This window comes from Bifidobacterium indicum, from assembly GCF_036987015.1.
Classification (GTDB): Bacteria; Actinomycetota; Actinomycetes; order Actinomycetales; family Bifidobacteriaceae; genus Bombiscardovia; species Bombiscardovia indica.
Window position 1 is genome coordinate 411,894 of record NZ_BTXM01000001.1, and the last position, 17,882, is coordinate 429,775.

The 17,882-nt window shown below is 61.6% G+C and carries 16 protein-coding genes; 14 read left to right on the forward strand and 2 right to left on the reverse strand.

Annotation, left to right across the window (positions count from 1 at the left end; translation table 11 throughout):
• Positions 1-156 precede the first annotated feature (156 nt).
• A complete protein-coding gene (locus tag AACP59_RS01805; RefSeq protein ID WP_339349612.1) occupies positions 157-576 on the forward strand; it encodes a M23 family metallopeptidase in 420 nt (139 codons plus the stop codon).
• Positions 577-733: 157 nt separating this feature from the next.
• Positions 734-2,569, forward strand: a complete 1,836-nt coding sequence (locus AACP59_RS01810; protein ID WP_339349613.1) for an AMP-dependent synthetase/ligase — start codon at positions 734-736, stop codon at positions 2,567-2,569.
• A 103-nt stretch (positions 2,570-2,672) separates the two neighbouring features.
• On the opposite strand, the gene AACP59_RS01815 is transcribed toward AACP59_RS01810, so the two are convergent.
• The gene (locus tag AACP59_RS01815) at positions 2,673-4,409 is read right to left on the reverse strand and encodes a substrate-binding domain-containing protein (protein WP_339349614.1); all 1,737 of its coding nucleotides are present in this window, start codon (positions 4,407-4,409) and stop codon (positions 2,673-2,675) included.
• Positions 4,410-4,543: 134 nt separating this feature from the next.
• Positions 4,544-5,770 carry an NADP-dependent isocitrate dehydrogenase gene (locus AACP59_RS01820; protein ID WP_297316471.1) on the reverse strand — a complete coding sequence of 409 codons (1,227 nt, stop codon included), beginning with the start codon at positions 5,768-5,770 and terminating at the stop codon, positions 4,544-4,546.
• Between the two features lie 207 nt (positions 5,771-5,977).
• Here AACP59_RS01820 and AACP59_RS01825 point away from each other — a divergent pair, with 207 nt between their 5' ends.
• The 12 genes from AACP59_RS01825 (at position 5,978) to hisI (ending at position 17,860) form a co-directional block, all read left to right on the forward strand.
• Complete coding sequence (locus AACP59_RS01825) at positions 5,978-7,102, forward strand: GuaB3 family IMP dehydrogenase-related protein (protein ID WP_297316472.1); 1,125 nt, start codon at positions 5,978-5,980, stop codon at positions 7,100-7,102.
• A gap of 260 nt (positions 7,103-7,362) precedes the next feature.
• Positions 7,363-7,920, forward strand: a complete 558-nt coding sequence (locus AACP59_RS01830) for a hypothetical protein (protein WP_297316473.1) — start codon at positions 7,363-7,365, stop codon at positions 7,918-7,920.
• Between the two features lie 39 nt (positions 7,921-7,959).
• Positions 7,960-9,960, forward strand: coding sequence for an AMP-dependent synthetase/ligase (locus AACP59_RS01835; protein ID WP_339349616.1), 2,001 nt, complete (start codon positions 7,960-7,962; stop codon positions 9,958-9,960).
• Between the two features lie 5 nt (positions 9,961-9,965).
• A complete protein-coding gene (locus AACP59_RS01840; protein ID WP_297316475.1) occupies positions 9,966-10,448 on the forward strand; it encodes a peptide deformylase in 483 nt (160 codons plus the stop codon).
• 233 nt (positions 10,449-10,681) lie between these two features.
• Positions 10,682-11,530 carry a 30S ribosomal protein S2 gene (gene rpsB, locus AACP59_RS01845; protein ID WP_297316476.1) on the forward strand — a complete coding sequence of 283 codons (849 nt, stop codon included), beginning with the start codon at positions 10,682-10,684 and terminating at the stop codon, positions 11,528-11,530.
• A gap of 75 nt (positions 11,531-11,605) precedes the next feature.
• Positions 11,606-12,460 (forward strand): translation elongation factor Ts, encoded by an 855-nt coding sequence (gene tsf, locus AACP59_RS01850; protein WP_297316477.1) that lies wholly within the window; start codon positions 11,606-11,608, stop codon positions 12,458-12,460.
• 188 nt (positions 12,461-12,648) lie between these two features.
• Positions 12,649-13,461 carry a UMP kinase gene (gene pyrH, locus AACP59_RS01855; RefSeq protein WP_339349617.1) on the forward strand — a complete coding sequence of 271 codons (813 nt, stop codon included), beginning with the start codon at positions 12,649-12,651 and terminating at the stop codon, positions 13,459-13,461.
• Between the two features lie 103 nt (positions 13,462-13,564).
• Positions 13,565-14,119 carry a ribosome recycling factor gene (frr, locus tag AACP59_RS01860; RefSeq protein WP_297316502.1) on the forward strand — a complete coding sequence of 185 codons (555 nt, stop codon included), beginning with the start codon at positions 13,565-13,567 and terminating at the stop codon, positions 14,117-14,119.
• Between the two features lie 24 nt (positions 14,120-14,143).
• Entirely contained in the window at positions 14,144-15,133 is a 990-nt protein-coding gene (locus AACP59_RS01865; RefSeq protein WP_297316479.1) for a phosphatidate cytidylyltransferase, read from the forward strand.
• 85 nt (positions 15,134-15,218) lie between these two features.
• Entirely contained in the window at positions 15,219-16,406 is a 1,188-nt protein-coding gene (rlmN, locus tag AACP59_RS01870; protein WP_339349618.1) for a dual-specificity RNA methyltransferase RlmN, read from the forward strand.
• A gap of 120 nt (positions 16,407-16,526) precedes the next feature.
• Complete coding sequence (hisF, locus tag AACP59_RS01875; protein ID WP_297316481.1) at positions 16,527-17,303, forward strand: imidazole glycerol phosphate synthase subunit HisF; 777 nt, start codon at positions 16,527-16,529, stop codon at positions 17,301-17,303.
• A gap of 122 nt (positions 17,304-17,425) precedes the next feature.
• Positions 17,426-17,860 (forward strand): phosphoribosyl-AMP cyclohydrolase, encoded by a 435-nt coding sequence (gene hisI, locus AACP59_RS01880; RefSeq protein ID WP_339349619.1) that lies wholly within the window; start codon positions 17,426-17,428, stop codon positions 17,858-17,860.
• The last annotated feature ends 22 nt before the right edge of the window (positions 17,861-17,882 follow it).

Consider the following 17,882-nt stretch of genomic DNA (forward strand, 5'->3'; position numbering starts at 1 on the left):
ATTTGTTGCTTTCTTTGCGCCTGTACAGTACCCTTCGGTCATCTTCTTCCCGAGGTCCATGCCGGGGAACCACTTGAGACCGGCAAGGTCGGTACCGCAAGTCCCGGTCCAACAAGCGCAGGTGCTGCAGACCTCGGAGGTTGCCAGGCAGGGTGGGTGCGTCCGGTCAGGACCACGGATGACCGTACGGCGTCGAAGCCGGTCAGGAAATTCGATAGGCCGGCGCATGACTGGCTTCCCGGGCATAGGGGGGTGGACCTGGCTGCCGATCAAGATGCCCTGATACTGGCGCCGGAAGCGGGGGCCATCGTTTTCGCCGGTACAGTGTCCGGAAAGTCGGTGGTGTCCATACGTCACGGATCTGCTGGAAGCCTGGTCTCCACCTTTGAACCGGCAAGAACATCCCTGCATTCCGGCGACCGGGTCGAACGTGGCGCGGTGTGGGGAACGGTTCAGGGCCATTCGGACCACTGCGATGGTGTCTGTCTGCACTGGGGGTTGCGAACCGTCGACAGGAACTATCTGAATCCGATGTCCAAGGTGGACCGGCACCGCATCCTCCTCAAACCCGGTTGATGACTGGCCGGTATGGTTCTGGTCCGGCGACAACGGCATACCGGATGCATCAGTTCAGGTACTGGGGGGAATATGCAAACAAGATGGGCCCCTTCTGCAATGGCGAACATGGTCGGGATAGAATCGATAATCATAGTGCAACGAGCAGGGAGCAATCATGCAGAAGGAATTCACCCGTCCCCTGGAAGAACCGATTGACAGTGATTCCAACGTCTTTTCCGTCCTGCAGGACAGGGTCCACAGGAAAGGCGACCTCCCCCTCATCCAGTACAGGTCCAAGCAGGGCTGGTGCACCATGACCGCCAAGGAGGTTCAAGACAAGGTCGTCGATCTGTCCAAGGGGCTGATCGCGAGGGGGATCAAGCCCGGGGATTCCGTGGCCATCATCTCCCACACCCGTTGGGAGTGGACGGTTCTGGACCTGGCCATCATGTCCATCGGTGCCGTCACCGTTCCGGTGTATGAAACCGACTCGCCGGCGCAGATCAGGCGCATACTCAACGATTCCCACGTCGTCATGGCCTTCCTGGAGGACGAGGAGATGAAGACCAAGGTGGACCTGGTCCGTTCCCAGTGCGCCTACCTGGACGATGTCTATGTCATTTCCCGGGGGGCTCTGACCACCATGACCGCCTATGGCAACGGGGTGTCCGAGGAGGACTTCCAATCCCGTGTCGCTGCCGTCAGGGGTGATGATCTGGCCACCATCGTGTACACCTCGGGGTCAACCGGCAGCCCCAAGGGGATTGAACTTAGCCATGGCAACATCATCTTCACCATCCGGTCAGGCATCCAGGCCGTTCCCGACATCTGCCTGGGTCCCGATAGGCGCCTCCTGCTCTGCCTTCCTCTGGCGCACGCCTTTGCCCGCTGCTTGCAGTATTTCGCCATCGGTACCGACCTGGTCTTGGGGCTGACGGGGTCCATCAAGAATCTGCTCCAGGATATGCAGACCTTCAAGCCCACCTTCATTCTTGCCGTGCCCCGGGTTTTCGAGAAGATCTTCAATGCGGCCTCCCAGAAGGCCGGAACCGGCACCAGAGGGCGCATCTTCCTGGATGCCGTCAAGGTGGCCCGGCAGTGGTCACGGATCCAGCAGGAGGGCGGCAGCGTTCCCATGGCGCTCAGGGCCAAGCACGTCATGTACACGGGCACCGTCTACGAGCCCATCCAGGAAGCTTTGGGAGGTAACGTCCAATATGGCATATCCGGAGGTGCCCCCCTGGATGACGGCATCGCCCACTTCTTCAACGGCATCGGGATTCCCCTCCTGGAGGGCTATGGTATGACCGAGACCATGGGACCCGTCGCCGTCAACCCGACCGAAGGTTATCGAATCGGCACCATTGGTCTGCCCATGCCGGGAATCACCGTGGCCATCGACGAGGAGGGCGAACTCTGCATCAAGGGCCCCGACGTCTGTCTGGGGTATCACAACCATCCGGAGATCACCACACGGCAGATTCGTGATGGTTGGCTCATGACGGGGGATCTTGGCAGCATCGACGACCAGGGATTCATCCAGCTGACCGGGCGCAAAAAGGAGATCATCATCACGGCGGGCGGTAAGAACATCTCGCCGGCTGTCTTGGAGACCGCAGTGCAATCCTCTCAGGTCATCAGCCAGTGCATGGTCATCGGCGATCGACGGCCTTTCATCGCCGCCCTGATCACCCTGAACCTGGATGAGGCCAACCGCTGGCTCCAGTCCGAGGGTGCGGAGCCGGTCGGGAGCATGACCGAGGCAGTGGCGAACCCCATCATCAGGACCGAGGTCGAGCGAGCCGTTGATGCCGCCAATGCCCAGGTTTCCCAGGCCGAGTCCATTCGTCGTTTCAGAATACTGGACGAGGACTTCACCCAGGAGGATGGTCTTCTGACCCCGACCTACAAGCCACGCCGCAAGGATGTGATGGAGCGGTACAGGGATCTGATCGACAAGGAGATTTATACGGGAACAAGCACTGATTCTCCCCGGTTGCCCGTCCGGTAGGGTCCGTCGAGAACCGCCTTCGGGAACTTGATGCCTGGCCGGGAAGTTCCCTATGCAATCGGCTCGTTCTGGTTGGTGTGCGACCACACCCTGTCAGCCCCTCTCAGAGACCGGCTTCGGCGGGTTTGATGTAGTTGGTGTCGATCAGGGTGCTCTTGAGGTTGGATGCCGAGACGGCAACCTGGGGGCGTGTCAGACGGTTCACCTTACGACCGGAGAGGGTTTCCTGACCCACGGCCGGAAGGTTGCCCGGCAGGGTGCCATCCTTGTTGAGATTTTCGCAGACGGCGGCAATGTCCGCAGCCAGGCCCTTCCTGTCTTCGATGGCCGTCATCCACTGTTCCCCGTCGACGATCTGCGGGATGTTGTCCACGTAGGCCCCATATCCGCTGATGATCGGCCAGGCTGAATGGTCCGCATTGTCATCCGACTTTGCCCGGGTCCCGTCCTTGGACGTCGACTGGGGAGACGCCCCCTGATCCGGCTGTGTGGGGTCCGCATCCTGGCGTGGTGCCTCGCCCTGGGCGGGCTTGGGGACCTTTTTCCTGTGCAGGTCATGCTTGCCGGTGATGGATCCGACGATGCCGGATATGGAGATCTCGGGATTGATGTCGGCGGCCGACCCGGTGTATCCCAGGTCGCCCAATTCGGACACGACGCCCGAGACGATGAAGTCGTTCATGGCCAGGATCCCGTCTACTGCCGTATGAGTCCTGCTCTGCGAGTCCATGTGCAGACGGGCGGCGACCTCCTTCTTGGTGGCCGACGCATCCTTGCCCGGGTCGAAGGTCACGGCCATCCAGTCCTTATCGGTGGTCTCCTTGGTCAGCAGTCCCGAAGGGCTGACAGCCCGCCCGTCCTTGAAGTAGGGGCCCAGCACCTGCCAGATGCCGGCGAAGGCCTGGCGGGGGAAGGAATTCGTCTCCTGGTTGGTCTCCCGGTCATTCCGGGCCTGTTGTGTACCGGTCGTTTCCTCGTCGGCCGGACGCCTGGGCAGGAGTACCTCGATCCTTACCGGATTGTCCTTGCTGGCCTTGTCCAGCTCCAGTTTGCTGGCCAGTTTCGTCGCCTGGAACTCGCCGATGCTTCGAGCATTCGACATGTCGACGAAGAGGTCCGGCGACAGTTCGGGAATGTCATTGGCGAGGAGCACCACGTGCATCCCTGCCTCCTTGGCGAGCTTCAGCGAGGAGACCAGTCGGTCATAGGACTTGGATTCGCCCTCTTCCTTATCGGAGGAGGATTTGCTGGATGGCTTCTTGGTTGTTTCCTCGTCGGAGGAGTCGGTCGTGGGAGACCCGGTCCCGGAGAATCCCGTCTCAGGCGAGTCGCCCGTGGATGTGTCCTGCGCGGAGGACCCGTCATGCCCGGTCTTGATCTGGGGCTGGGTCACATAGTCACCATACTGTCGGGTGATGGAATCGGGGGAGGTGAAGGGGGCGATGACCAGGGTGGTGGGGGAGACGGCCTTCCCTCTTTTATTCCCGCCGGCCAGGTGCGAGACCACATAGTCCTGCAGGTCCTTGCTCTGATCATCGAGACTGGAGTCGGTAAAGGTGGTGACCCGCTTTCCGTCGATATGATGCTTGGCCAGTCCGTCCTTGAGTTCGGGAACCAGGGCGGCCCACTTGTTCAACGGGGTGTGCTGGGAGAGGGTGATGCCGTCCGAGGGGGTGAAGATGGCCACATTCCCCGGGTCGGAGACCTTGGTGGTGGTAGGGGTTGCCCTCGTCTGGCCGGTGGATTGCATCCCACAGGCCCCGGTCGTCAGGACCAGGGCCAGGGAAGCCAACACTGCCAGGACACCGTTTGCGCGATTGTTGCCACCCGACCGTTTCACATCCGCTCCCTAGGATCCGATTCGAACCCGACGGAGATCGGGTTCCGGCTTCCCATTGTATGGGTAGACCAGGGCGGGATGGCAAAGACGGCGGTTATTCACATCCGCTCCCGACAGCCGGGCGGGTTTCCGGGTTAGTCCAGCCCCTGGCTGATTCGCCTGGCAAGCCCCTGGGACAGGGCCTGCATGAAGTCCTCCGTGTTCAGCCAGGGCTGGGTGGGGCCGACCAGAGCGGCCAGGTCCTTGGTCATCTTGCCGGATTCCACGGTTTGGATGACCACATCCTCGAGGGTCCTGGCGAACTGCCCAACCTCCGGGGTTCGATCCAGCTTCGCCCGCTGCCTGAGCCCACCCGTCCAGGCATAGATGGAGGCGATGGGATTGGTCGAGGTCTCCTTTCCCCTGGTCCAGCGGCGGTAGTGCCGGGTGACGGTGCCATGGGCGGCTTCGGCCTCGACGGTGCGTCCATCCGCGGTCATCAGGACGGAGGTCATCAGCCCCAAGGACCCGAACCCTTGGGCCACCGAGTCGGATTGCACATCCCCGTCGTAGTTCTTGCAGGCCCAGATGTAACCGCCCGGCCATTTCAGGGAGGAGGCCACCATGTCATCGATCAGGCGGTGCTCGTAGGTCAGCCCTTTCTGCTCGAACCGTTCCCGGTATTCCTCCTGGTAGATCATGGCGAAGATGTCCTTGAAGCGCCCATCGTAGGCCTTGAGGATGGTGTTCTTGGTGCTCAGATAGACAGGGTAGTGTCGTATCAGTCCATAGTTGAAACAGGCCCTGGCGAAGTCGGTTATGGACTGGTCGAGGTTGTACTGGACCTGCGCCACACCCGCCCCGGGGTAGTTGTAGACCAGGTGTTCCATCGGTCGACCGCCGTCTTCCGGGGTGAAGGTCACGGTCAGGCGCCCCCTGCCGGGGACCCTGAAGTCGGTGGCCTTGTACTGGTCGCCGAAGGCATGGCGGGCCACGACGATGGGCTTGGTCCAGCCTGGGACCAGGCGGGGGATCCCGTTGATGACAATCGGTTCACGGAAGATGGTCCCGCCCAGGATGCTGCGAATGGTCCCGTTGGGTGACCTCCACATCTTCTTCAGCCCGAATTCCTTGACCCTGGCCTCGTCCGGGGTTATGGTAGCGCACTTGACACCCACATGTTCGCGTTGAATGGCTCTGGCGGCGTCGATGGTCACCTGGTCATCGGTAGCGTCCCTGTGCTCTATGCCCAGGTCGTAATAGTCCAGGTCCAGGTCCAGATAGGGCCTGATCAGCTGGTCCTTGATCATTTTCCATATGACCCGGGTCATCTCGTCACCGTCCAGTTCGACGATGCGGCCCTTGACCTTGATCTTCTTCATGGGACCTTCCCTCTGCATAGCAACTGAGACATCAATCCGACCGGGATGGATGGTGCATGCTACATCACCGGTCACATCATCACCAGTCATATGTAGACCCCCAATGTTTCCCCCGGTCACAGGGACGTAACCTGCCCGTAGCAGGAGAGGGAGGGATGGCCATGGCGCTTACTGCGGGGTCATTGCGGGGCACTATCCTTGGTAGTCATGACACAGGAAACTGAAATCGGTCTCGGCAAGAAGGCCACGGTGGCCTACACCCTGGATGACATATCCATCCTCCCCTCGCGGCGCACCCGCGATCCCAAGGACGTATCGACCGCCTGGCAGGTGGATGCCTATGAATTCGACATCCCCCTGGTGGCCGCCCCCATGGACTCGGTCACCAGTCCAGCCACCGCCATAGAACTGGGCAGGCTGGGTGGACTGGGTGTTCTGGACCTGGAGGGTCTGTGGACCCGGTATGAGGATCCACAACCCCAGTTCGAGCGCATCGCGGACGCGGACCCGGACCAGGCCACCGAGGTCATTCAGGAAGTGTACCGGGAGCCCATCAAGCCCGAGCTGATTACCGAACGGCTTCATGAGATCCGCCAGGCCGGGGTCACCGTGGCCGGGGCCTTGTCGCCCCAGCGCACTCAGGAGTTCTACTCCATCGTGGTGGATGCCGGTGTGGACCTCTTCGTGATTCGCGGCACCGCGGTCTCGGCCGAGCATGTGTCGACCACCCATGAACCCCTCAACCTGAAGCAGTTCATCTACGATCTGGATGTTCCGGTCATAGTGGGCGGTGCGGCCACCTATCAGGCCGCACTCCACCTGATGCGCACCGGTGCGGCAGGTGTCCTGGTCGGGTTCGGAGGCGGGGCCTCATCCACCGACAGCGCCACGATCGGCATCCAGGCGCCCATGGCGACGGCCATCGCCAATGTGGCCGAGGCCCGCAGGGATTATCTGGACGAATCCGGTGGCAGGTATGTTCAGGTCATCGCGGACGGGGAGACCGGTACTTCCGGTTCCTTCGTCAAGGCGCTGGCCATGGGTGCCGACGCGGTCATGCTGGGCACCCCCCTGGCCAAGGCGAATGATGCACCGGGACGGGGTATGCACTGGGGTGCCGAGGCCCATCATCCCGAGCTGCCCAGGGGCCGCAGGGTGAAGGTCGACCAGGTGGGTGACCTGCATGAGATCCTTTTCGGACCCAGCAGCAGGACCGACGGCAGTCTCAACATGATTGGCGCACTCCGTCGTGCCATGGCCTCGACCGGATACGTGGACGTAAAGAGCTTCCAACGGTGCAAGGTCGCCGTAACCGCAGGTGTCCAGATCTGATTCGTGGGGTTGTCGGTCAGGGGTTCAGATTGTCCTGACCGGCTGTGATACGCCTGCAGGCAGACCGATTCCTCTTGACGCAAGATAAAGCCTCACCCCAGGTCTGAGTGTCAAGTTAAATAAATGTGATTTAACTCACACTTTACTTTTCCCTCTCACTTCCATAGCGTTGACACTAAGTTTCGGGCCTACCTGGACTCCTCCAGGAGGCTTTGTGGTGAAATTGTTCCTCGGGGGAGGAGTGCGTCATATGACGCGTGATGACTATGACAAATGAAATCAATCTTGCTCCGGTTTGGGAAGACAAGCAGAATCAACCGGCCATCGGTCAGGACGAGTCGGGAATGTCCGTGCCGAGGAGGAGCGGATACGAGGAGACCATCCTGATCGGGGAGTCGAAGATTCCCGTCAAGGTAAGGACGATCAACACCTTTGGTGCCGAAGAAGTCACTGACGGTCGGACCATGGAGACCTTCGTATCAAGTCTGTGTTCCCTGGTTGTCCGATCGTTCGAATTCCTTCGGGGGAGGCTTCCGTTGAAACCGCTGGAACGCGCATGCACCTATCAATGCAGGCAGCGGCTGCGTGTTTTTGCCGGTCTGTTGGGGACCACCAGGCTGGGGGTGGCTGCGGTCGGGGAGGATGGGGCCGAGATACATCTGCCACTCATACCCAAAAGCGTGGAGATTTTCAGATCCTCGCCCAAGGCATATAACGTCACCTTGAGATTCATGGTCGGCGATCTGCCGATGCTGGCCAACGAGGTCGTGCGGCTATTGGGTTCTCGGTGGGTCTGTACCGAGCTCGACATGGGGTAGGGCGTCCTCTTGGCGGGTAGCCGCCATATGATGGAACCTATGTTGCGCGAATATACGGTCGAAATTCAGCATCCCACGACCGACGAAGACACCATCTATTCACTCCTTGCCAAACGCACGGCCAGGGATCCCGACGAGTTGGTGGCCCAATGGCAGGATCCGATGACCAGGAACTGGCACGACGTCAAGGCCGGCCAAATGTCGGAACGGGTACGTGCCGTGGCCAAGGGAATGCTCGCCCTGGGGGTCACCAAGGGCAGCACGGTGGTGATCTATGCACCAACCAGTTATGACTGGGGGGTGACCGACTTCGCCTGTGCAGCCATCGGAGCGGTCTCGGTCCCTATCTACGAGACGGATTCGGCCCGCCAGGCCCGGAAGATCGTCAAGGACGTGGACTGCGTCCTGGCCTTCGCCGGTGATTCCGACCATGCCCAGATCCTGGAGCAGGTCAGAGCATCCTCGCCCAATCTCAAGTATGTCTTCAACTTCCAGGAGGGCGGACTGAATGCCGTCAGCGATTTCGGCCAGTCCGTCACCGACGAACGTCTTGACCGGGCCATCGCCCAGGTCAAGGCCGACGACCTGGCCACCATCGTCTACACCTCGGGCTCAACGGGAGAGCCCAAGGGGGCCATGCTCTCCAACCGGAACTTCGTCCACATCGTCTTCGTCGGCTGGGATGTGCTCTACCACATGTTGGCGGCTCCGTCCAGACTCATGCTCTTCCTGCCCCTGGCCCACTGCTTCGCCCGCTACATCCAGTACGTGGCCATAGGCGCCCAGGGTGTGGTCGGATACGTCTCCAACGCCAAGCACCTCCTGACCGACCTGCGCACCTTCCGGCCCACCTACCTGCTCGGCGTGCCCAGGGTCTTCGAAAAGGTCTACAACGCCGCCTCGCAGAAGGCCGGCACCGGTCTGGCCGGCAAGGTCTTCGCCAAGGCCACCCGGCACTTCACCAAGTGGTCCAAGGATGAGCAGGACGGGCGCGGCCACTCGCCCCTGACCCGACTGGCCCACACCTTCTATACCAGGACGGTCGGCAATACGATCGAGTCCGCCCTGGGTTCCAACCTGAGCTACCTGGCCTGCGGCGGCGCCCCCATGAATGCCGACCTGGCCCATTTTTTCAACGGGATCGACGGCATCACCTTCATCCAGGGCTATGGGATGACCGAAACGGCCGCCCCCTGCATCGTCAATTTCGAGGATGCCAACGAGGTCGGATCCGTCGGACGGCCCGGATCGGGCATCAAGGTCAGGCTGACCGATGATGACGAACTCATGGTCAAGGGTCCCAGCGTCTTCATGGGCTACTACAAGAACCACGGGCTGGACAAGACCGTTCTGGACAAGGACGGATGGCTCCACACCGGTGATCTGGCGCAGATAGATGACCAGGGCTTCGTCTTCATCACAGGCCGGAAGAAGGACGTCATCATCACGGCCGGTGGCAAGAACGTCAGTCCTGCCCCGCTCGAGGACGCCATCTGCACCTGCCCGATCGTCTCCCAGGCCGTCGTGGTCGGTGATGGCAGGCCCTTCATCGGTGCCATCCTTACCCTGGACGAGGGGATGCTCAAGTCATGGTTGTCCGCCCAGGGCCTGGATGCCAACATGACCATGGAGGAGGCCAGCCGCAACGACGCCATCCGAGCCTTCATCCAGCAGTATGTGGATCAGGCGAACAGCAACGTCTCCCGGGCCGAATCGGTCAGGAAGTTCGTCATCCTCGACAAGGACTTCAGCGAGGAGGACAAGACCCTGACCCCCAGTATGAAAGTGGTCCGGCCGGAGGTTCTCAAGCAGTATGCCGACGTGATCGACAGGGTCCTCTATGCTCCGAGGAATTCGGGCAAGTCGGCAGTCAATGCCAATCCCTTGGTGGCCAAGGCCAAGTCGACCGTGAGCGACTCCCTGGCCAACGTCTCCGGTATGCTCCGTGAAACCAGGGCCGATACACGGCCTGACGCGAACGACGAGGGCCGCTGCGAGGCCGACCGGGATGACCAGGAAGACAGCACAGGCAAGGAGTAAGAATAGTGGCAATCCGTACCATCAGAGTGGTCCCCGATCCGGTGCTGCGCACCCCCTGCGACCCGGTCAAGACCATCACCCCGGCCGTCAGAAGCCTGGTCCAGGACCTGGTCGACACGGTGGACGACCCGGGCAGGGCCGGCCTTTCGGCCAACCAGATCGGTGTGAGTCTGCGCGTCTTCTCCTACAACGTCGGCGGCAAGGTGGGGTACATGATCAACCCGGTCATCGACGAGACCGATGGTGAGCAGTACGGTGAGGAGGGATGCCTCTCCCTGCCCGACCTCTGGTACCCGACCAGGAGGGCCGAGTATGCCAAGGCGCATGGCATCAACCTGGATGGGCAGACCATCACACTTGAGGGGCGGGGGATCATGGGCCGGATGATCCAGCACGAGTGCGATCACCTGGATGGGCATGTCTACATCGACCGCCTGGAGAAGGATGTCAGGCGGAAGGCCATGCAGGCGCTTCGATCGGGTCGGTGAGTGGCTCCGGAGACCGGTTCGGCCCTGCATTGAAATCAACTGCAGGTGGTATAGTAGGAACTCGTGTGCCATTCGGTGAGAGCCACTGTCACGGGTGGTCTTTTACAATCCTGTATCCAACCAGGCACACGTACATCGCGTCATGTCCGCGACGCCCTGTGTCGGTCGGCCCTGTTCGGGGCTGCACGCAGGCGCACATGGCCAGGCAATAACCGACAATGAAAGGCAATGACATGGCACAGATCACCATGAGCGAGATGTTGAAGGCCGGCGTTCACTTCGGGCACCAGACCCGTCGCTGGAACCCCAAGATGAAGCAGTACATCCTGATGGAGCGCAACGGGATCCACATCATCAACCTCTTCAAGTCGCTCGACCTGATCGACAAGGCTTACGATTTCATCAAGGAGACCGTGGCCCACAACGGCACCGTTCTCTTCGTCGGCACCAAGAAACAGGCCCAGGAGGCCATCAAGACCCAGGCCACCAGGGTGAACATGCCCTATGTGTCCGAGCGCTGGTTGGGTGGCATGCTGACCAACTTCCAAACAGTGACCAAGAGGGTCGGCCGTCTGAAGGAACTTGAGGAGATGGACTTCGATGATGTCCACGGCTCCGGTCTGACCAAGAAGGAACTGCTTCTGCTCCGTCGCGAAAAGGACAAGCTGGAGCGTCAGCTTGGCGGTATCCGCAACATGAACCGCACCCCCTCCGTCCTCTTCGTGGTCGACATCAACAAGGAGGCCCTGGCTGTCTCCGAGGCCAAGAAGCTGGGTATCCCTGTCGTGGCCCTGGTCGACACCAACACCGACCCCGAACTGGTCGATTACCCGATTCCCGCCAACGATGATGCCATCCGTGGCGTGGAACTCCTGACCAGCCTTATGGCTGACGCGGTTGCCGATGGTCTGCTGGAGCGATCCGGCAAGGCCGCCAAGGCCGAGGAGACCGGCGACCAGCCCATGGCCGAGTGGGAGAAGAACCTGCTTGAGAACAAGGAGGGCGAGGCTGCCGAGGCTGAGGCCCCCAAGTCCGAGGAGACCCCGGTTGCACCTGCGGCAGAGGCCGCCAAGGCCGAGTGATTTCGGCTTAGTGAACCAGAAAATCGTTTCTTTCCGTCCCGACCGAGTGCCGGGACGGTTCAGATAGGAGTTGTTATGGCAAAGATCACCGCTGCACTGATCAAGGAGCTGCGTGACCAGACCGGCGCTGGGATGATGGACGTCAAGAAGGCCCTGACCGAGGCCGATGGCGACATCGCCCGGGCCAAGGAGATCATTCGCGCCACCGGCATCCAGGCCGCGGGTGCCCGTGAGGGCCGCAAGGCCCAAGAGGGTCTGATCGCCTCCACCATCATCGATGGCGGCCAGGGTCAGATCGGGTACGCCGTCGAGCTCAATTCCGAGACCGACTTCGTGGCCAAGACCCCCCAGTTCGTGGACTTCGGCAAGGAAGTCATCGAGGACGCCGCCAAGGCGGATGCCTCCGATGCCGACCAGGTTGCCAAGGCCCCCTCCAAGGCCGGTACCGTCAATGAGACCGTCGAGGAGGCAGGTGCCCTCTTCCATGAGCACGTCAAGATCGGTCAGGTCGCCAGGGTCGAAGGTCCGCACGTCGAGATTTACTCCCACCGCAAGTCGGTCGAGATGCCCCCGTCGATCGTGGCCATGATCGCCACCGACGAGGCCGGTGCCTCGGTCGCCCATGAGGTGGCCCTGCAGATTTCGGCCATGAATCCCAAGTGGCTCTCCCGTGATGACGTCCCCACCGATGTGGTGGAGTCCGAGCGTCGTGTGGCCACCGAGAAGTCCCAGGCCGAGGGCAAGCCTGAGCAGATCATCCCCAGGATCGTCGAGGGCAGGCTGAATGCCTTCTTCAAGGAGAGCGTCCTGCTCGAGCAGCAGTACGTCAAGGATTCCTCCAAGACCGTCGGCGACCTTTTCAAGGAGGTGGGTGGCGAGGCCCTGGCCTTCGCCCGCATCGAGGTCGGCAAGGGTGACGAGGAGGAGTAAATCCGCTCCGGTGCCGATTGCGCACGGGTAGATTCTCACCGTTCAGAGGAGGTGACCCATATGGTCGCCTCCTCTCGTCATGTCCGGGGGAGGGAAACCAGGTGGAGGCCGGGTGCTTGTCGGTCTTCAGCGGTATCCTGAAAGACGGTCCATTTGCTTGGTTTTACAGCAGTAAGGAAGGTTCCCGCATGACCCGATCCGACAGACTTGAGAGCGAATCATTCGGAGGACGTTCCCTGCGCAGCATCGTGGATGGCGCAACGAGCGGCGGGCAGTCGACCCCGAGAAGGGTGCTTCTCAAACTGTCGGGTGAGGCATTCGGCGGCGGCCGGGTAGGCATTGATGTCGACGTGGTCCAGCGCGTGGCCAAGGAAATCGTCCAGGCCGTCAAAACCGGAGTCCAGGTGGCCATAGTGGTCGGCGGTGGGAACTTCTTCCGTGGGGCCGAGCTCAGCCAGGCCGGCATAGAGCGCTCCAGGGGAGATTACATGGGCATGCTGGGCACGGTCATGAACTGCCTGGCCCTCCAGGACTTCCTTGAGCAGGCCGGTCAGGCCACCAGGGTGCAGACCGCCATCACCATGGGTCAGGTCGCCGAACCCTACATCCCCCTGAAGGCCATCCGACACCTGGAAAAGGGTCGTGTGGTCATCTTCGGAGCCGGTGCCGGGCTTCCCTACTTCTCGACCGACACGGTCTCCATCCAGCGTGCCTTGGAGATTCACTGCTCCGAGGTGCTCATGGGCAAGAACGGGGTGGACGGTGTCTACACCTCAGACCCCCGCAAGGATCCGTCGGCCCGTATGTTCACCCGTCTGAGCTACCAGCGCGCCCTGGTCGACAACCTGGCCGTCATGGATGCCTCGGCATTGTCCATGGCCAGGGACAATGCCATGCCGATTCGGGTCTTCGGACTTGAGGGGACCGGCAACGTCACGGGTGCCCTCCAGGGTAAGGAACTCGGCACACTGGTCATGAACGGGCAGGACACCGCCCGCTGACCGTACAGCCGCCGTCTTGGTCCAAGCGGGCCACAGGCCGTAGAGTAGTTGACAGGCAGAGCCTGCAGTGAGCAGGAATGCACCCAGCAGCAAGGAGCAGATCATGACCACAGTGGTGGATCAGGCCAAGACGCAGATGGACAAGACCATCGAGGCCACCAAGGAGAACTTCGCGGGAATCAGGACGGGCAGGGCCAATCCTTCCTTCCTCAATGACATCATGGTGGACTACTATGGTGCACCCACCCCCATCAAGGCCCTGGCCTCCATCGGCGTGCCCGAGCCCAGGACCCTGGCGGTGACCCCCTTCGATGCCTCCCAGGCCGGCGCGGTCGAGAAGGCCATCAGGGACTCCGATCTGGGTGTCAACCCCAATCGTGACGGCAACGTGATTCGCGTGACCATGCCCGAACTGACCGAGGACCGTCGCCGCGACTACGTCAAGATCGCCAAGACCAAGGCCGAAGAGGGCAAGGTCGCCGTTCGCAACATCCGTCGCAAGGTCAAGGAGGATCTGGAGGCCAAGGTCAAGGACGGCGACCTGGGTGAGGATGAGGGCAACCGGCTGCAGAAGGAGCTGGAGACCATCACCAGGCAGAAGAGCGATATGATCGATCAGCTCCTGGAGGCCAAGGAGAAGGAGATTCTCGAGGTCTGATGCACTCGGAAGGGTCCGCCATTCATGAGTACTAAGGAAAACCCCGCCCAGAAGGCAGGTCAGGATGCGGTCGCATCCCTGAACAGGCGTACCGGTCGTAACATGCCCCAGGCGGTGGCCACCGGCGCCCTCCTGGTGGTCATCATCCTGGCCTGTATCCTGGTCCGCATCGATGCCTTCATCTTTCTGATCGTCATCTTCATGACCTTGGGGCTCTGGGAGCTCAGGGTGGATTTCGCCACCGTCGGTATGCACATACCGGTGGTGGAGCTGTGGGTCTGCTCAGCCGCCACCATGTTGGCCTCCTTCTACGCTCCCGACCATGTGGCGGTCATGACGGTCGGAGTCCTGGTCACGGCCCTGGTCGGGGCGCTTGCAGCCACACGAAGGCACCACCTGGGAGGCCGCCTGGTCAAGGCCGTCGATGCCAAGTTATCGGGCAAGGACGCTGATACCACGGCCGACGCCTCCTATGAAGCCGAGGGGGGAAGGTCACAAGCCGGCAGCCTGGCCAATGTCGGTGTCACCATTTTGACCGTCATCTACATCACCCTCCTGGCCTGCCTGATCACCCTGCCCACCACCTTCGGGGGGCACCCTGCCGCACATGCCTTCATGGTGATCTTCCTGCCTGCCCTGAGCGATATCGGAGGGCTCCTCTTCGGGTCCCTCTTCGGTCGGCACAAGATTTCACCCCGCATCTCTCCCGGCAAGTCCCTGGAAGGGTTGACCGGCTCCATGCTCTGCTGCCTGGTCGGCGCATTGGTCATCTTCGCGGCAACCTATCCCATGGCCGACTGGGGACGGATCTGGTGGGTCGCCCTGGTCATGGGCATCATGGTCGGGGCCACCGGCACCTTCGGTGATCTGAGTGCCTCGCTGATCAAGAGGGACTTGGGCATCAAGGACATGGGCCACCTCCTCAAGGGGCACGGTGGGGTGCTGGACAGGGTGGATTCCATCCTCATGTCCGCACCCTTCATCACACTGGTCCTTTTGACCACTGGTCTGTGACCAGGATGACGGTCTGTTCGCCTGCCGACAGGTCCAGGGTTTCCAGGAATTGTTCAAACGGTAGATATCAGGATGGGGTCGAGATATGACAGACGAAGAGATGGACGGTACCAAGCCTGAAACCGGTATCACCCCCGGGGGTGGGGAGGGTGATTTCAGGGACGTCCTGGCTGCCGACCATGCGCGTAGGGGAAAACCACCACGGCACTTCGTCGACATGGACCAGGAGGAACGCCAGGAGGTATGTGGTGAGCTGGGTCTGCCGAAATTCCGTGTCTCCCAGCTGGCCAACCATTACTTCAACCATCTATCCACCGATGCCGATACCTTCACCGACATCCCTGCGACCGGACGAAAGTCGGCGGCCGAACGGTTCTTCCCTGACCTGATCACCCCGGTGACCGTCCAGAAGGCGGACCAGGGCACGACCGTGAAGACCCTCTGGGAGCTGTTTGACGGGTCGAGGATCGAATCGGTCCTGATGCGGTATCCCACCAGGGCCACACTCTGCATCTCCAGCCAGGTCGGCTGTGGAATGGGCTGCCCATTCTGCGCCACCGGTCACCTGGGTCTGACCAGGAACATGTCGACCGGTGAGATCCTCGAACAGGTCAGGGCGGCCTCCCACATGATGCGATCCGGCCAGGTCGCCGGAGGCCCTGGGCGGCTGAGCAACATCGTCTTCATGGGGATGGGGGAGCCCATGGGGAACTACCGTGCCGTCCTTTCCGCCGTCAGGCAGATCAGCGCCCTTCCGCCCAAGGGGTTCGGTATTTCGGCCCGCAACATCACCATTTCCACTGTCGGAGTGGTTCCCGGCATCCGCAAACTGATCAAGGAGGGGATCCCCGTCCGTCTGGCCGTCTCCCTCCATGCGCCCAGCGACAGGCTGCGTGACGAGCTGGTTCCCATGAACCGCCGCTTCAACACCACCCAGGTCCTGGATGCGGCCCATGACTACTATCTGGCCAGCGGCAGGCGGGTCAGCATCGAGTATGCCCTGATGCGGGGCATCAACGACCAGGCCGAGCACGCCCGCCTCCTGGCCAAGCGGCTCAACCATTACGGGGATGACTGGGCACACGTGAATCCCATCCCCCTGAACCCGATCGAAGGGTCGCGTTGGACGGCCTCCAAGCCTGAGGACGAGCAGCGCTTCCTGGATATCCTCCATGGGGCCGGTGTCGCCGCCACCATGCGGGATACGCGCGGTTCCGACATAGACGGGGCCTGCGGCCAGCTGGCGGCCAAGTCCATCAGGCTCCAGGCCTGATCCGGTCGGGCTCATGCGGACCTGTCCGTTCTGTAATGTGGACACCTGTTGATGGGCCGTAGGATCCGGCACTAGGGTGGTGCCTCAAGAAGACTGGTCCGGGCGAGGAAGGTGGGTGGCATGACGGTAGCGGTTCGTGTCATTCCCTGTCTGGATGTCGATCAGGGGCGAGTGGTCAAGGGGGTCCACTTCAAGAACCTGCGTGATGCGGGTGACCCGGTCGAGTTGGCCTCGACCTACTACAACCAGGGTGCCGACGAACTGACCTTTCTGGATGTGACCGCCTCGGGGAGCGGCCGGTCCACCATGGTGGACCTGGTAAGGCGTACCGCCGACCAGATTTTCATCCCCCTCACCGTCGGCGGGGGCGTGCGTACCCCGGAGGATGTCGACACCCTCCTGCGGTCGGGGGCCGACAAGGTCGGCATCAACACGGCTGCCATTGTCAATCCGAAGGTCATCGGCGATATCGCCGCACTATTCGGTCGTCAGGTCCTGGTGCTTTCGGTCGATGCCCGCAGGTCCACTGCAAAGGGGGTCACCTCGGGGTATGAGGTGACCACCATGGGGGGCCACCAGTCCACCGGGATCGATGCCGTAGCCTGGGTCAAACAGGCCCAGGAGCTGGGTGCGGGTGAGATCCTCCTCAACTCCATGGATGCCGACGGCACCCGTCAGGGATTCGACCTGGAGATGATTGCCGATGTGCGCAAGGCAGTCTCCCTTCCCCTCATTGCAAGCGGTGGTGCCGGCAAGGTCGCCGACTTTCCCCCTGCAGTCAAGGCCGGGGCCGATGCGGTCCTGGCGGCCTCCGTATTCCATTTCGGCCAGGTGTCCGTCCAGGAGGTCAAGCAGGCGCTCCAAGCGGCCGGGTATCCGGTTCGATGGCAGGCCTGAACCAGCCCTGATGAATCCATGCCGCCTGGTGTTTCCAGGCCGGGCGGGAGCACCACACCCTACAAGGAAGAACAGACCGGGATCGGTCGGATGAGCCGAAGCAACAAGGAGGTTGGGGACCAATGTCACAGTCCTCGAGCAAGAAGGAATCGCAATTGGACCCGGAGACAGCGGCCAGACTCAAGAAGGATGACCAGGGTCTGGTGGCCGCCGTCATCCAGCAGTATGACAGCCTTCAGGTGCTCATGGTGGGGTACATGGACGAGGAGGCCCTCAGACGGACCCTGACCACGGGCAGGGTCACCTTCTGGTCGCGGTCCCGGCAGGAATACTGGCGTAAGGGAGACACTTCCGGGCACGTCCAGTATGTCAAGGGGGTCAGTCTGGACTGTGACGGTGACGCCCTCCTTGTGCAAGTGGACCAGGTGGGGGCGGCCTGTCACACCGGTGCCAGGTCATGCTTCGAGGCCGGAGGACCCTTGCAGGCGGTCCAGGGCGGCCGGGTCCGGGGCGATGCCCAGGAAGTGGATGGGGACGCGGATGCAGACAGACGCTAAGGTAAAGGGAGTGAATACTCAT

Excerpts from the sequence above, each read along its gene's own strand:
- hisI (WP_339349619.1), top strand. The coding sequence starts at position 17,426 with ATGTCACAGTCCTCGAGCAAGAAGGAATCGCAATTGGACCCGGAGACA.
- AACP59_RS01830 (WP_297316473.1), top strand. The coding sequence starts at position 7,363 with ATGACTATGACAAATGAAATCAATCTTGCTCCGGTTTGGGAAGACAAG.
- rpsB (WP_297316476.1), top strand. The coding sequence starts at position 10,682 with ATGGCACAGATCACCATGAGCGAGATGTTGAAGGCCGGCGTTCACTTC.
- frr (WP_297316502.1), top strand. The coding sequence starts at position 13,565 with ATGACCACAGTGGTGGATCAGGCCAAGACGCAGATGGACAAGACCATC.
- tsf (WP_297316477.1), top strand. The coding sequence starts at position 11,606 with ATGGCAAAGATCACCGCTGCACTGATCAAGGAGCTGCGTGACCAGACC.
- AACP59_RS01835 (WP_339349616.1), top strand. The coding sequence starts at position 7,960 with ATGTTGCGCGAATATACGGTCGAAATTCAGCATCCCACGACCGACGAA.
- pyrH (WP_339349617.1), top strand. The coding sequence starts at position 12,649 with ATGACCCGATCCGACAGACTTGAGAGCGAATCATTCGGAGGACGTTCC.
- AACP59_RS01810 (WP_339349613.1), top strand. The coding sequence starts at position 734 with ATGCAGAAGGAATTCACCCGTCCCCTGGAAGAACCGATTGACAGTGAT.
- hisF (WP_297316481.1), top strand. The coding sequence starts at position 16,527 with ATGACGGTAGCGGTTCGTGTCATTCCCTGTCTGGATGTCGATCAGGGG.
- AACP59_RS01865 (WP_297316479.1), top strand. The coding sequence starts at position 14,144 with ATGAGTACTAAGGAAAACCCCGCCCAGAAGGCAGGTCAGGATGCGGTC.
- AACP59_RS01825 (WP_297316472.1), top strand. The coding sequence starts at position 5,978 with ATGACACAGGAAACTGAAATCGGTCTCGGCAAGAAGGCCACGGTGGCC.
- AACP59_RS01820 (WP_297316471.1), bottom strand. The coding sequence starts at position 5,770 with ATGAAGAAGATCAAGGTCAAGGGCCGCATCGTCGAACTGGACGGTGAC.
- rlmN (WP_339349618.1), top strand. The coding sequence starts at position 15,219 with ATGACAGACGAAGAGATGGACGGTACCAAGCCTGAAACCGGTATCACC.